This window comes from Flexivirga sp. YIM B11880 (assembly GCF_058148645.1).
Genome location: NZ_JBMAMH010000001.1, coordinates 520,959 through 534,436, shown reverse-complemented (window position 1 = coordinate 534,436; position 13,478 = coordinate 520,959). Strand labels below are relative to the sequence as shown.

Annotated in this window: 13 protein-coding genes; 11 read left to right on the top strand and 2 right to left on the bottom strand. The window is 68.2% G+C overall.

Translation table 11 applies throughout. The features are described 5' to 3' along the window. The first annotated feature begins 1 nt into the window (after position 1). Complete coding sequence (locus ACN8HC_RS02555; protein ID WP_490073297.1) at positions 2-826, top strand: TrmH family RNA methyltransferase; 825 nt, start codon at positions 2-4, stop codon at positions 824-826. Between the two features lie 79 nt (positions 827-905). Here ACN8HC_RS02555 and ACN8HC_RS02550 read toward each other — a convergent pair whose 3' ends face one another. Then, positions 906-1,505 (bottom strand): hypothetical protein, encoded by a 600-nt coding sequence (locus ACN8HC_RS02550; protein WP_490073296.1) that lies wholly within the window; start codon positions 1,503-1,505, stop codon positions 906-908. Between the two features lie 128 nt (positions 1,506-1,633). Here ACN8HC_RS02550 and ACN8HC_RS02545 point away from each other — a divergent pair, with 128 nt between their 5' ends. The 3 genes from ACN8HC_RS02545 to ACN8HC_RS02535 all read left to right on the top strand — a co-directional run bounded on the left by ACN8HC_RS02545 (position 1,634) and on the right by ACN8HC_RS02535 (position 6,433). Continuing rightward, positions 1,634-3,487 carry an ATP-binding cassette domain-containing protein gene (locus ACN8HC_RS02545; RefSeq protein WP_490073295.1) on the top strand — a complete coding sequence of 618 codons (1,854 nt, stop codon included), beginning with the start codon at positions 1,634-1,636 and terminating at the stop codon, positions 3,485-3,487. Next, positions 3,487-5,280: an ABC transporter ATP-binding protein gene (locus ACN8HC_RS02540; RefSeq protein ID WP_490073294.1), complete on the top strand. Its 1,794-nt coding sequence runs from the start codon at positions 3,487-3,489 to the stop codon at positions 5,278-5,280. The genes ACN8HC_RS02545 and ACN8HC_RS02540 overlap by 1 nt, the downstream gene beginning before the upstream one ends. Before the next feature lie 67 nt (positions 5,281-5,347). Continuing rightward, entirely contained in the window at positions 5,348-6,433 is a 1,086-nt protein-coding gene (locus ACN8HC_RS02535) for a DmpA family aminopeptidase (RefSeq protein WP_490073293.1), read from the top strand. Positions 6,434-6,499: 66 nt separating this feature from the next. Here the strand turns inward: ACN8HC_RS02535 and ACN8HC_RS02530 are convergent, their stop codons facing one another. After that, a complete protein-coding gene (locus tag ACN8HC_RS02530) occupies positions 6,500-7,078 on the bottom strand; it encodes an NADPH-dependent FMN reductase (protein ID WP_490073292.1) in 579 nt (192 codons plus the stop codon). Between the two features lie 187 nt (positions 7,079-7,265). Between ACN8HC_RS02530 and ACN8HC_RS02525 the strand changes: the two genes are divergently transcribed. From ACN8HC_RS02525 to ACN8HC_RS02495, 7 genes are all read left to right on the top strand, one after another. After that, entirely contained in the window at positions 7,266-8,663 is a 1,398-nt protein-coding gene (locus ACN8HC_RS02525; protein ID WP_490073291.1) for a toxic anion resistance protein, read from the top strand. Positions 8,664-8,675: 12 nt separating this feature from the next. After that, entirely contained in the window at positions 8,676-9,245 is a 570-nt protein-coding gene (locus ACN8HC_RS02520) for a hypothetical protein (protein WP_490073290.1), read from the top strand. 41 nt (positions 9,246-9,286) lie between these two features. Continuing rightward, entirely contained in the window at positions 9,287-9,841 is a 555-nt protein-coding gene (locus ACN8HC_RS02515; protein WP_490073681.1) for a TerD family protein, read from the top strand. Between the two features lie 347 nt (positions 9,842-10,188). Next, entirely contained in the window at positions 10,189-10,785 is a 597-nt protein-coding gene (locus ACN8HC_RS02510) for a hypothetical protein (protein WP_490073289.1), read from the top strand. A gap of 25 nt (positions 10,786-10,810) precedes the next feature. Continuing rightward, positions 10,811-11,398: a TerD family protein gene (locus tag ACN8HC_RS02505; protein ID WP_490073288.1), complete on the top strand. Its 588-nt coding sequence runs from the start codon at positions 10,811-10,813 to the stop codon at positions 11,396-11,398. Between the two features lie 273 nt (positions 11,399-11,671). Beyond that, positions 11,672-12,814, top strand: a complete 1,143-nt coding sequence (locus ACN8HC_RS02500; RefSeq protein WP_490073287.1) for a DUF475 domain-containing protein — start codon at positions 11,672-11,674, stop codon at positions 12,812-12,814. A 67-nt stretch (positions 12,815-12,881) separates the two neighbouring features. Further along, positions 12,882-13,472 carry a TerD family protein gene (locus tag ACN8HC_RS02495; RefSeq protein ID WP_490073286.1) on the top strand — a complete coding sequence of 197 codons (591 nt, stop codon included), beginning with the start codon at positions 12,882-12,884 and terminating at the stop codon, positions 13,470-13,472. Positions 13,473-13,478: the final 6 nt, after the last annotated feature.

Genomic DNA, 13,478 nt, shown 5'->3' with positions numbered 1-13,478 from the left:
CGTGGTGCAGCGAGTGATGACCCGCAACGCGACCTTCCAGCAGTGGGAGGCGCTGCTCGGCAACCGCACGAAGCGGCATCGTGCCGGCGAATTCGTGGTGCAGGGCGTGCGGCCGATTTCGCTGGCTCTGCAGCATGATTGGGAGTTCAGTGCGCTGTTGCGGCCGGTCGGCGCGCGCCCGTCGCGGTGGGCCGAGGAGGTATGGCGCGACGCGCCCGGCCGCCGCTACGAGCTCCCCGAGGAGCTGCTCGCCGAGCTGGCCGAACGTGACTCCGGCGAGCCGCCGGAGCTGGTCGCGATCGTGCGGATGCCGCCCGACGACCTCGACCGGCTCGTCGTCCCGGGAAGCACGCCGCTCGTCGCGGTCTTCGACCGGCCCTCGGGTCCCGGCAATATCGGCACGTTGATCCGGTCGCTCGACGCCTTCGGCGGCACCGGCCTCGTCGTGTGCGGACACGGCGCCGACCCCTACGACCCGCGGGCCGTGCGGGCCTCGACCGGTTCACTCTTCGCCGTGCCGACCGTGCGCTCGCCGTCGGCGGACGACGTGCTCGCGTGGATCGGCCGACAGCGCCGATCGGGAGTCGATTACACCGTTTTCGGCACCGACGAGGGAGGCGAGACCAACCTGCGCGCCATCGACTTCACCGGCCCGTCGGTCATCGTGATCGGCAACGAGACGCGTGGCATGAGCCGCGCCTGGCGCGAGGCGAGCGACCGGATCGTCAGCATCGCGATGGTCGGCTCGGCCAGCTCGCTGAATGCCGCGACCGCCGCCTCCATCGTGCTGCACGAGGCCCTCCAGCAGCGACTCTCGCACGATTGACCGGCATACCGATGTATCGACCGGCATACCGAATCGAGCTGATTCCGTACGCCGCTGAATGCATCGGTATGCCGGTCAATCAGCCGGGCATCGGGGCGAACGCGATGTTCAGCTGGTAGAGCGGCAGGTCAGACTCGTCGGCACTGCGGGCGATCCACCGGTCGCGCAACGCCCTGAGGTCGGCGGTCAGTTCCAGCGCCGCGTCGTCGCTGATGCGCAGCGCACACCCGCTCTGATGGGTCGGTATGCCGGACCCCGTGCCCTCGCGCTGCAGCCGGTCCTGGCTGCCCCGGACCGGAGACGACGCGCTGATCCGGAAGTCCCCGCCGATCACCCACTCCGGCGCCGCAGCTGCGATCGCCTCGGTCATCTCGGCGTTGGACCGGCGCATCACCCGCGCGAAGTAGTCATCTGGAAGTGCTTCCGCGGGAACGACGAATTCCCTTGCGACGGCCTGGTATCGCTTGATCGGACGTCCCTTGCGGGGAACCTCGCGGAGCACCGTGAGAATGCCCGCGTCATACAAGCTCCGCACCCAGTAGTGCACCTTGCCGAGTGGCATGTGCAACAAGTCCGCGGCTTCGGCCACCGAGTGGTCCTCGTGCAGGAACGGCGCGAGATAGTGCGCCGCCTCATCCCGGAGCAGCGAGCGAACCATGACCGGATCGGTGACCTTCACCTACTCAGAATATGCAGTAGCAATCGAAGTAGCTTCGTGTTTACATTCCCTTTGTGCGGACTCTCGATATATCGCGTCTCAGGGGATGGATGCTGCGCTGGGCGGGTGTGGAGCGACACTTCTGGCGGATGATGTGGCGCTCGAGCCCGCGGCTCGTGTGCGCCCTGTTCGTCGTCGTCGCGCTGCGCGGGGCGGCGATCTGGCTCATGGTCTACGCCAGCGGACACGCGCTGCAAGCGGTCACCGAGCGCTCCGGCGACGTGTGGCTGTGGCTGGTGCTCACCGGTGTCGGCATCGGCGTCGAGCCGCTGGCGGAGGCCTGGCAGATGTCCGGTGCGGTCGCGCTGCAGCGACGCTTCACCCGCCAGCAGGTGCTGCTGCTGGCCGAGGCCGCCAACGCACCACACGGCATCGGGCACCTCGAAAAGCCAGAGCTGCGAGCGAGGTTCAGCGACATCGAGGACTACGTGCGCGGCATGTTCGGCGTCAATGCCATGTATGCCGTGTGGGCCGTCATCGGGTATGCCGCCGTCGGGATCGGTGGTCTCGTGGCCGTGGCGCAGTGGTCCTGGCCGGCGGCGCTCTGGACACTGCTCGCCTTCCGGTTGCTGCACGTGACGTGGACGGCATACCTGAACGTTCTGCTCAAGGACCTGGTCGAGGACGGCAGCATCGGGCGGCGACAGGCCGACTACCTGCGCTCCCTGCCGCTGGAACGGGAGGGTGGCAAGGAATTGCGGCTCTTCGGGATGACGCCGTGGGTGCTGCGGCGCTACGCCGAGGTCTGGACGGAAGCCTTCGCCGGCATCTGGCAGCGCCGGTCGCGCGCGCTGCGCGGTGCGCTCATCGGCTGCACAGTGTCCGGCACGATGCTGGTCGCGTCATACGTCTGGGTCGGTCACGCGGCCTGGACCGGCAGCCTCGCCGTCGGCGCGACCGTCACCGTGCTGCAAGGCCTGATGCAGATGGCCGCGCTCGGTGCGCTCGGTGACATCAACGTGCAAGCGGTGCGAGCGCGCTTCTACGAGAACGAGATCCGGCAGTTGCGTGCCGACCACGGCCTGGGCCCATCACCTCGTCGGTTGAGCGCCGTCCTGAGTAGCCCGGAGCCTGCGACGGGCATATCGACGGGTAGCCGGAGGAGCGAAGCGGGGGAGGCGTATCGAAACCACGAGCCGGCGGCCGCGACTGTCGACGTCACCGACGTGAGCTTCACCTACCTGTCACGCACCGAGCCGGTCTTCCGGCACCTCGACCTGCACATCCCGGCCGGCCAGTCCGTCGCGATCGTGGGTGTGAACGGCGTCGGCAAGTCCACCCTGATCAAACTGCTGTGTGGCCTCTACGCTCCCGACTCGGGAACCGTGCGGGTGGACGGCCAGGACCCGGCGCAGGACGATCGGGCGCGTCGGCGGGTCGCCACGATCTTCCAGGACTTCGTGCGCTACCACCTCAGCCTGGAGGACAACGTCGCCCTGCCGCTCCTTGCGTCGGAGGCCGACCCGGCCGCACTGCGTCATACGGCCGACAGCGCGCTGCGGGACGCGGCAGGCGCCGACGTCCTGACTCGGCTGGACCACAACTGGGACACCATCCTGGAGCCGGGATACGCCGGCGGCACAGATCTTTCCGGCGGTCAATGGCAGCGCGTCGCGCTCGCCAGAGCACTCGCGGCGGTCGCCGCCGGCGCCGGAGTCCTGGTCCTCGACGAACCCACCGCAGCCCTGGACGTGCGGGCCGAGGCGGAGATCTTCAGCCGGTTCCTGGAGGTGACGCGCGGGGTGACGACGATCCTGGTGAGCCATCGTCTTTCCAGCGTGCGGCACGCCGAGCGCATCGTGGTGCTCGGCCCGGACGGGGTCGTGCAGGACGGTTCACACCTGGAACTGCTCGCCGTCGGCGGCCCGTATGCCGACATGTTTCGCCTGCAGGCGGCACGCTTCGCGGCCGCCGGCGCAACGGAAATGGCCGGTGAGCACTGATGATTCGATATCACCTGCAGTCCATCGGATTGATCCTGCGGACATCGTGGAGCATCAACCGGACTGCGACGATCGTCGCGTTCCTCGAAGCCGTCGGCCGGGTGCTGCAGTATCTTCGGCCGCTGTTCTTCGGCCTGATCGTCGGCGGCCTGACCACCCGCCAACTGCCCCTGGTGGTGCTCGGGCTCAGCGGGTTCGCCTTCACCGAGTCGTTCGGCTTCGTCCTCGGCGTCTCGGGTGTTCAGGCGCGCGTCGGTCTCAACGAGCGGATCGGTCACCACTTCGACTCCCAGGTGGCGCGGATCAGCGGCACCGCCGCGACGCTCGACCACCTGCAGGACCCGCGCTACCGCGACCAGATCCACGCACTGCGTGAGCGGATGGGCGCCCTTGGTATGGCGTACAACTCGCTGATCAACGCCGTCAACAACCTGGTCGCGCCAGTGACGACGATCATCGTCGCGGCCGGTGCCGACATCCGGCTGCTGCTGCTCCTGCTCATCGGCGCTCCCGCGACCTGGTGGGCCAGCTGCACGATGCGCTGGGAGCAGCAGGCGGAGGACGGCTCGGCGGCAGCGGGCCGGCGGAGCAAACACTTCTCCGGACTGGCCGTCGACCCGGTCGCCGCCTCCGAGTTGCGGATCTTCGGAGCACGCGACCTCCTGCTCCGTCTGCTCAGCCGGGAGGCCGACGAGTGGCGAAAGCCATTCGCGCGGGCCGAAGCTCGCGGAGCAGCGTTCTCCAGCGCGGTGACTCTGGTATATGTCGCCGCTGCCATGGCGATCCTCCTCTGGATGGCGCACGACGCCCTGCACGGCCGCGTCTCACCGGCCCGCTTCGCCACCGGTGTCCTCGTCGTCGGCCAGCTGCGCGACGTGGTCGGCAGCCTGCAGTCGACGGTGCACTTCCTCGGCCAGACGCTGCGCACGGTCAAGCGCTACCGCTGGCTGGAGGCGTATGGCGAGCAGGCGGCTGCCGCACATCCGGGAAGCCGTTCTGCGCCCACGGTGTTGCGCGAGGGGCTGACCCTGCAGGGAGTCGGCTTCCGCTACCCCGGCGCCGATCGCGAAGCGCTGCACGATGTGGACCTGCACCTTCCGGCCGGCGAAGTGGTCGCGGTGGTCGGCGAGAACGGCGCGGGCAAGTCCACCCTGATCGGCCTGCTCACCGGCATGTATGACGTGAGCGCCGGCCGGGTCCTGGTGGATTCAACCGATCTGCAAGACCTTTCGCTGGACGACTGGCGCCTGCGCTGTGCCGGCGCCTTCCAGGACCACCTCAAGCTCGAACTCACCGCACGCGAGGCGATCGGCGTGGGTGGTCTCGGCCCCGACACCGCCATACCCGACGACGACCGTCTGCTGCAGGCGCTCGACGACGCGGCGGCAGCCGATGTGCTGACCGCTCTCCCGGACGGTCTGGACACCCGCCTCGGCTCCTCCTGGCCCGGGGGCGTCGATCTCTCCGGCGGTCAGTGGCAACGCCTCGCCATCGGCCGCGCCATGGTGCGGCAGTCGCCACTGCTGCTGGTGCTCGACGAGCCCACGTCGGCGCTGGACCCGGCCACCGAGCACGCGCTCTTCGACCGTTACGCGGCCGCGGCGAGGGAGACGTCGCGCGCCGGGGGAGTGACCCTCATCGTCACCCACCGCTTCTCCACCGTCGCCTCGGCCGACCGGGTCATCGTGCTGGCCGACGGCACGGTCGCCGAGCAGGGCACCCACCAGGAACTGATGGCGGTCGACGGGCACTACGCCGCGCTCTACAGCCTGCAGGCCGCCGGCTATCGCTGAACCGGCGCAGTGCTCGGGCGAGAAGCTGGTTGAGTGGCATCCACACCACCCGACACCCGGAGGAAGCATGAGGGCTCGCGACTACGTCGACTTCGACGGCACCCCTGGAGCGTGGAACGCCATCACGGATGTGCCCGGCGTCGAGGTGGGTTGTACGACGCTGATCCAGGGGGACGGACCTCTGGTTCCCGGGGAGGGTCCGGTGCGGACCGGAGTCACGACGATCCTGCCCCTGGGTCGCGACCGAGTGGGCACTGCCGTCGCCGCCGGAATGTTCTCCTTCAACGGCAACGGTGAGTTGACCGGCAGCCACTGGGTCGAGGAGAGCGGGTCGCTCGCGCTGCCGATCGGGATCACCAACACGCACGCGGTCGGTCCCGTGCACCGCGGCGTGCTCGAGTGGTCATTGTCCCGGAACCCTGCGCTCCAGCCCCGCTGGCATCTCCCGGTGGTCGGCGAGACCTTCGACGGCTATCTCAACGACATCAACGGCCGGCACGTCCGGGAGGAGACTGCGATCGCGGCCCTCGACGCCGCGGCGTCCGGGCCGGTTGCCGAAGGCAACGTCGGCGGCGGCACCGGGATGAACTGCTACGGCTTCAAGGGCGGCACGGGCACCGCCTCGCGGATCGTGACGGTCGCCGGGCGGTCGTATGCCGTCGGCGTTCTCACCCAGGCCAACTTCGGCTCGCGCAAGGAACTGGTCGTCCGAGGGCGGCGGCTCGGCGTCCAGCTGCTGGACGACAATCCGATGGAGGACGACACGGACTGGTTGCCGCCGCCCGGATCCGGTTCGTGCATCGCGGTCGTCGCGACGGACGCGCCGTTGCTGCCCGGCCAGTGCAAGGCGCTCGCCCGGCGCGTGTCCCACGGCCTGGCTCGCACGGGCACCACCGGCAGTCATTTCTCCGGCGACGTGTTCCTGGCGTTCTCGACGGCCAATGCGGGCGCACTCGACAGCGGAATCGATGGCGCAGGAAGCGGATTGCGGCACCTCGACTTCGTGCCGTGGCCGGCGATGGACGTTCTCTACGAAGCAGTCGTGCAGGCGACCGAGGAAGCCGTCGTCAACGTGCTGGTTGCGGCCGACACGATGATCGGCCGCGACGGGCACCGCAGCCCCGGCTTCCCGAACGACGTGCTCAGCGAATGACGATCCCCTCGTCCCTCGGGTCTCGTCCGATTCGCCCTGTGCCTTTGAGTCGCTCGCTTCGCTCGCTCACGGCGTGACCAGCCCGGCGCGCAACGCCCGGAGCGCGGCCGCCCAGCGCAGCAGGCTGTCCAGCATGGCGTCCAGGTTGCCCAGCTGGTAGTCCCGCGGGGTGAATTGCACGAAGTCGACCATGTCGTCGTAGATCGACAGCGACACCTGCGCGCGCACGGTCGCGATCTGCACCTCGCCGAGGGTGGATTTCAGTTGTTCGCCGGCCCGCAGGCCGCCGCTGGAGCCGTAGCAGATCAGCCCGGCCGCCTTGTCGTTCCACTCCGAGTAGAGGTAGTCGATCGAGTTCTTCAGTGCCGCCGAGACACCACGGTTGTATTCGGGCGCGACGAACACGAAGCCGTCATACGAGTCGATCAGCCGGGACCACCGCTTGGTGTGCTCGTGGCGGTAGTGGTGCGCGGCGGCCGCTTCCGGTTCGTCCAGCAGCGGGAGGGCGACCCGCGCCAGGTCGACGAGGTCGTATGTGGCGTCGCCGCGCTTGCGTGCGTGCTCGAACGCCCAGTCGGCGATCGTGGGGCCGACCCGGTCCGGCCGGGTGCTGCCGATGATGAACGCGATCCGCAGAGAACTCACCCGCGCGACCCTAGACCGGACGGGGCACGAGGCGCACCCGCCGGACGTTGGACCGTGGAGTGGAACGCGACCGGCTCCCGTGCGTCGTATGACGTGCACGGGCTGCGCCGCTGTGCGCGACTACATAAGGTAAGAGGGATCACTCGGGGATTCGCGGAGGTTCCGCGGCAGCTAGGAGGCTTGCAACATGTCCAACCTCGATCTGAGCGGTGGGCTCGGTGACCAGTTCCAGCAGCAGAACTCCGGTGGGGCGCAGCAGCCGTCGCCGGGTCCGCAGCAACAACCGGTCGCACCCCAGCAGCCGCCGGCGGCTCCGCCCAGCCAGACGGCACCCGCCCCGGCTCCGGCGATGCCCGCCGTCTCGGCGCCCGCATCGGGCGGGCTGGTGCTCGAGGCGCCCGCTCCCGTCCCGGTGATCCAGGACCAGCAGGCGGTCCAGGCGGTGCCCGTCGCACCGGAGGCGCAGACCGAGCTGCAGCGCAAGGCTCAGGCGTTCGTCAACGAGCTGACCGCGATGGACATGAAGGCGCCCGCGTTCACCGAGAAGGTCAACTCGATCGTCAACATGGGCGACTCGGAGATTCGCCGGTCCTCGGACGTGTCCAACCGGATGTTGCAGCGTCCGGCCGCGCAGGCCGGGAAGGATTCCGCGCAGTCCAAGGTGGGCGGCACGCTGATCGACCTGCGACGCACCATCACCGACCTCGATCCCAACCGGGCCGACCTGAAGGGTCCCAAGAAGCTGCTGAAGTGGCTGCCGGGCGGCAACAAGATCGAGAACTACTTCATGAAATACCAGTCGGCGCAGAGCCACCTGGACTCGATCATCCGGTCGCTGTCGGCCGGCCAGGACGAGCTGCGCAAGGACAATGCCTCGATCGAGGTGGAGCGCAACAACATGTGGCAGGCCATGCAGAAGCTGGGCGAATACAACCAGCTGGCAACGGCGCTCGACTCGGCGGTGGAGGGCAAGATCGCCGAGCTGCAGACCAGCGGGCGCACCGAGGACGCCGACATCATGAAGTCCGACGTGCTCTTCGCGGTCCGCCAGCGGCGGCAGGACATCATGACCCAGATGGCCGTGTCGGTGCAGGGTTATCTCGCGCTCGACCTGGTCCGCAAGAACAACCAGGAGCTGATCCGCGGCGTCGACCGCGCGCAGACGACCACGATCGCTGCCCTGCGCACCGCGGTCATCGTGAGCCAGGCTCTGGCGCAGCAGAAGGTCGTCCTCGACCAGATCACCGCGCTCAACAGCACCACCTCGACGATGATCGAGCAGACCTCGCAGCAGTTGCGCACCCAAGGTGCGGAGATCAACCAGCAGGCGGCGTCGAGCACCATCGAGATCGACAAGCTGCAGGCGGCGTTCGACAACGTCTTCGCGACGATGGATGCGATCGACCAGTTCCGTTCGCAGGCAACGCAGTCCATGGCGCAGACGATCGGTGCGCTCGAGGGCCAGGTGCAACGCGCCAAGCCCTACCTGGAGCGGTCGATGCGGGCGCAGGGTCTGGACGCCCGCACCGCGGCGACCTTCCAGCCCACCGGAAGCAATCAGCAGCTGCCGGGTGGCAACCAGTAAGGTCGCCGTTCCATGGGATTGCTGTCGCGGCTCTTCGACCCGGACGGCTCGTCGAGTCGGCTGCGTGCGCAGGCCCAGACCCGCTTCGACGCGGTGAGCGAGGCGGTCACCGATCCTTCCGGTGACTCAGTGGACGCGCTGCTGCGCAAGAACCAGTCGCTGATCCTGGAGATCAACAGCAGTGCCGGCGATCTGCCGACCATCGGAGTGGTGCTGGCCCGTGCCGTCACCGACACCATCCGGGAGGTGCTGACCTCCGGTGACGCCGACCGGCTGGACATCGGGGTGCGCGTGGCGATCAACGGCACGCTGACCGACTACCTGCCCGGGTCGATCAGGGCGTATGTCGGGGCCGTGCGGGCCGCGACGGCCGGAGCCGCTGGTCGGATAGCGGGGGAGCGCAGCGGCGCACGGTATCGAGACCAAGACTCGGCGACCGACGCGCTCGTGGAACAGCTGACCACGCTGCGGCGCAGCGTGGAGCAGCTGGCCGAGGCGAGCCGGAGCCGCGACCTGCAGGCGTTGCAGGTGCACGGCCGGTTCCTGGAGGACAAGTTCGGCGAGTCAGAGCTGAATCTCTGACCGGTGAATTCGACAGTGGAGAGGTGCAGGCCGTGAGCCCGATGGCCAAGGGAGCCAACATCGCGCTGCAGCGGGAGCTGCCCGACCTCACCGGCGTGGTGTTCGGGGTCGACTGGGACACCGGCGGCGAGCGCGTGCTCGACGACAACCTCACGCTGCTCACCGTGCTCGTCGGCGCGAACGGTATGGCGCTCTCGCCCGACCACGTCGTCCATTTCAACCAGCTGGTCTCGGCGGACCTGTCGACCGCGCAGCTCCAGCAGGCACTCGGCAGTGACGACGAACAGGTGGAGGTCGAGCTGACCGGCGTGCCCGACGAGGTCGCCAAGGTCGTCTTCGTGCTCTACCTGTCGGAGGGGAGTGGCAGCAGCCGCACGCTCGGCCAGCTGAAGCATCTCGTCGTCCGGCTGCTCAACCTGGACGGCGGCGCCTCGATCGTCTCCTCGGTGGACCTGGCCGAAGGTCTGACCGGCGAGACCGCGCTCAAGCTGGCCGAGCTCTATCGGCACAGCGGGCAGTGGAAGCTGCGCGTGCTCGGCATGGGCTATTCGTCCGGATTGCATGGAGTGGCAAACGAATTCGGGGTTGCGCTGTGACGCAACGCACCGACCTACCCTACCTGCGTGCCCGCAGTCTGCGTTCCGCCGGTGCAAAGCCCGCTGGTCGAGTGCCGGAGGAGAGCGCTGGTCGAGTGCCGGAGGAGCACCGCGAAGCGACGACCGCCGCGGATGTGGCGCGCAGCGAGCTTGCGAGCCCAGCGGCACAGCCGGGGCGCGAGGAGCTGAGCCAACAACGCAGCGGGGGAGGTGTATCGAGACCAAGCAGCGGTACATCGCTCGATCTCGGTGCCTCGGGTCTCGATACGGGCTCGCCTAGCGGCCCTTCGATACGTCCGTCGCAAGCTCCGGACTACTCAGGACGGCGCTCGCCCTACTCGACCGGCGTGGGTGCCGGTCGGCATACCCGCACTCCCGACCACGACCTCGGCCTGCCCGGGATCAAGGCCGACGAGCGCCGGCTGCTGACCGAGCAGCAGCCGGTCGTCGAACTCACCCGGATGCAGTCCGCGGCGGGCGCGCTCGAAGCGAGGGTCGCGGTGGCCAACCCGTCCGAGGTCGTGCTCGGCGTGGTCTTCGAAACTGGTGACCGCCGCGAATCCCTCGTCCTACCGGGCCTTTCCCAGCAGGGACCGGATCCGCGCCGACCCACCTTCCGGGCCACCTCCGCCGGGGTCGCGGTCAACCTGCGGCGCGTCACCGACATACATCGGCTGCTGCTCTTCGCAGTGCCGACCCGGCCCAGCAAACAGTTGCCGGGCGGCACCGTGACGGTGACGACCTACGGCGGTTCCCGGCTGGAACTGCCGCTGGTTGCCGGGCCGACCCTCGGCGCCCAGGCGTTGCTCAGCGGGTATGTCGTCGAGGGCCGTCTGGTCCTGCGCGCCGAGCACGATCCCTACTCCGGCACGCTGCAGCAGGTCTGCGCGGCCTACGGTTATCGCGAGCTTTCCTGGCGCGACCCCTACACCCCACTCGTCTGACGAGTCACGACCGAAAGGAATCACCATGGCAGTGAGCCTCAGCAAGGGCGGCAACATCTCACTGGAGAAGGCCGCACCCGGTATGACGAACGCCGTCATCGGCCTCGGCTGGGACCCGCGCACGACCGACGGTGCGCCGTTCGACCTCGATGCGTCCGTTCTGCTGCTCGCCGAGAACGGCAAGGTCCGCGGTGACGCCGACTTCGTCTTCTACAACAACCTGACCGGAGACAACGGTGCGGTGCAGCACCAGGGTGACAACCGCACCGGTGAGGGGGAGGGCGACGACGAGCAGATCCACGTCGCCCTGAGCCAGGTCTCGCCCGACGTGCAGCGCATCGTCGTCGTCGCCTCCATCGACCAGGCCGACGCGCGCGGCCAGAACTTCGGTCAGGTCGCCGACGCCTACATCCGCATCTTCGACGCCGACGACCCCAACAACACCACCAAGGGTGTGCGCTTCGACCTCGGCGAGGACGCCTCCACCGAGACGGCGCTGATCTTCGGCGAGCTCTACCGGCACGGCGGCGAATGGAAGTTCCGCGCCATCGGGCAGGGGTATGCCGGGGGTCTGGCCAACGTGATCACCCAGTTCGGCCTCCACGTCGGCTAAGTCACCCCACGAAGTTCTCCTTCGCTCCGGCACCCCACGAAGTTTCTCCCCCGCTGCGCTCCTCCGAATACTTCGTGGGGACCCCGCTCGCTCCCCCGATACTTCGTGGGGGCCCCGACTGAGGCACTACCCACCTCCCTGAGGATCTTTCCTGGGAACTCCCTGGCGGGCTGCGCCGTTGGCCCAACCGGAGCAACGGTGGGGAAACCTCGCGGGCATGCCTGCCGTCATACGACCGACCCGCCCGCCCGTCACCTCGAGAGAGCACACCTTTTGCAAGCGCTGAAGCACTTCCGCATCGACTTCGTCATCACCGCAGCGGTGCTGGCCGTCGCCTTTCTCTACGACGCGTGGGCGGGCGTCGGGCTGACCGCGATCCTGATCGTCGTCGAGATCGTCTTCTCGTTCGACAACGCGGCGGTCAACGCCAAGTACCTCGACCGGTTGAACGACTTCTGGCAGCGCATGTTCCTGACCGTCGGCGTGCTGGTCGCGGTGTTCGGGATGCGGCTGGTCTTCCCGTTCGTCATCGTCTGTGTGTCGGGGTCGATCAGCCCGATCCGGGCCCTGCACCTGGCGCTGGAGAAGGGTGACCCGCACACGCCGGGCACCTACGGCTACATCCTCACCGAGGCACATCCGGCGATCGCCGCGTTCGGTGGCATGTTCCTGCTGCTGCTCTTCCTGGACTTCATGTTCGACGAGGCGCGCGACGTCCACTGGCTGCGCTGGATCGAGAAGCCGTTGCAGCGCCTCGGGAAGCTGGACGTGTTGTCCGTCGTTATCGCCGGCATCTTCCTGCTGGTCGCCAGCGAGACGCTGGTGCACGAGACGCACGTGCACACCGAGACGCAGATGCGCTCGATCGTGCTCTTCTCCGGCCTGCTCGGCATCATCGGCTACCTCGCGGTCAACGGCCTGTCGACCATGATGGAGGCGCGCGAGGAGAGCAAGGACCACGAGTTCGAGGAGGCCGACGCGCACTCCTCCACCGGCCAGAAGGTGCTGCTCGCCGGCAAGGCGGCGTTCTCGATGTTCATCTTCCTCGAGGTGCTCGACGCGACGTTCTCCTTCGACGGAGTCATCGGTGCCTTCGCGATCACACCGGACCCGATCATCATCATGATGGGCCTGGGCGTCGGTGCGATGTACGTCCGGTCGATGACGATCTACCTGGTCCGCCAGGGGACGCTCGCCGAATACCGCTTCCTGGAGCACGGCGCCCACTGGGCGATCGGCGCGCTGGCGGTGATGCTGGTGCTCAGCATCCGGGTCAATCTGGACGAATTCGTCATCGGCGGCATCGGCATCGCCTTCATCGTGGCCGCGTGGTTCAGCTCGATCCAGGCCAACAAACGTGATGCGGCGGCCGAGGGGGCTGCGGCAGCAATCGAGAACGAGGGAGCACACACATGAGTGAGCGAAGCGCACGATCGAATAAGCACAGGGCGAATGCCAACTCCCGACGCAGGAGGGAGTCGGCATGAGCATCAGCCTGTCCAAGGGTCAGACGGTCGACCTGCGCAAGCAGGACGGCGGCACCCTCAGCAGGGTCCGCATGGGCCTCGGCTGGGACACCAAGGTGATCACCAAGAAGACCCTCTTCGGGGGCACCAAGCAGGTCCAGCGAGCCATCGACCTGGACGCGTCCGCCCTCGTGATCGGCGGTGGCCGGGTGCTCGACACCGTCTACTTCGGGAAGCTGCGCTCCAGCGACGGCGCGATCCAGCACACCGGTGACAACCTCACCGGCGAGGGTGAGGGCGACGACGAGTCGATCAACGTCGACCTGGCCGCCGTGCACAGCTCGGTCGAGCACATCGTCTTCGTCGTCAACTCCTACAGCGGCGAGAACTTCACCGAGATCGACAACGCGTTCGTACGGGTCGTCGACTCGATGGCCGGTGACACCGAGCTGGCTCGTTTCCAGCTGACCGGCTCGGGCACGCACACCGCACTGGTGATGGCGCGGGTCTCGCGGACGCCGGCCGGCTGGGCGTTCACCGCCATCGGCGCCCCGGGCAACGGCCGCACCGCACGTGACCTGGAGCCGCTGGCGCTCGGCGTCTTGTAGAGGTCT

Coding starts and splice junctions, on each gene's coding strand:
- ACN8HC_RS02545 (WP_490073295.1), top strand. CDS start 1,634: ATGATGTGGCGCTCGAGCCCGCGGCTCGTGTGCGCCCTGTTCGTCGTC.
- ACN8HC_RS02525 (WP_490073291.1), top strand. CDS start 7,266: ATGTCCAACCTCGATCTGAGCGGTGGGCTCGGTGACCAGTTCCAGCAG.
- ACN8HC_RS02535 (WP_490073293.1), top strand. CDS start 5,348: ATGAGGGCTCGCGACTACGTCGACTTCGACGGCACCCCTGGAGCGTGG.
- ACN8HC_RS02505 (WP_490073288.1), top strand. CDS start 10,811: ATGGCAGTGAGCCTCAGCAAGGGCGGCAACATCTCACTGGAGAAGGCC.
- ACN8HC_RS02495 (WP_490073286.1), top strand. CDS start 12,882: ATGAGCATCAGCCTGTCCAAGGGTCAGACGGTCGACCTGCGCAAGCAG.
- ACN8HC_RS02520 (WP_490073290.1), top strand. CDS start 8,676: ATGGGATTGCTGTCGCGGCTCTTCGACCCGGACGGCTCGTCGAGTCGG.
- ACN8HC_RS02515 (WP_490073681.1), top strand. CDS start 9,287: ATGGCCAAGGGAGCCAACATCGCGCTGCAGCGGGAGCTGCCCGACCTC.
- ACN8HC_RS02540 (WP_490073294.1), top strand. CDS start 3,487: ATGATTCGATATCACCTGCAGTCCATCGGATTGATCCTGCGGACATCG.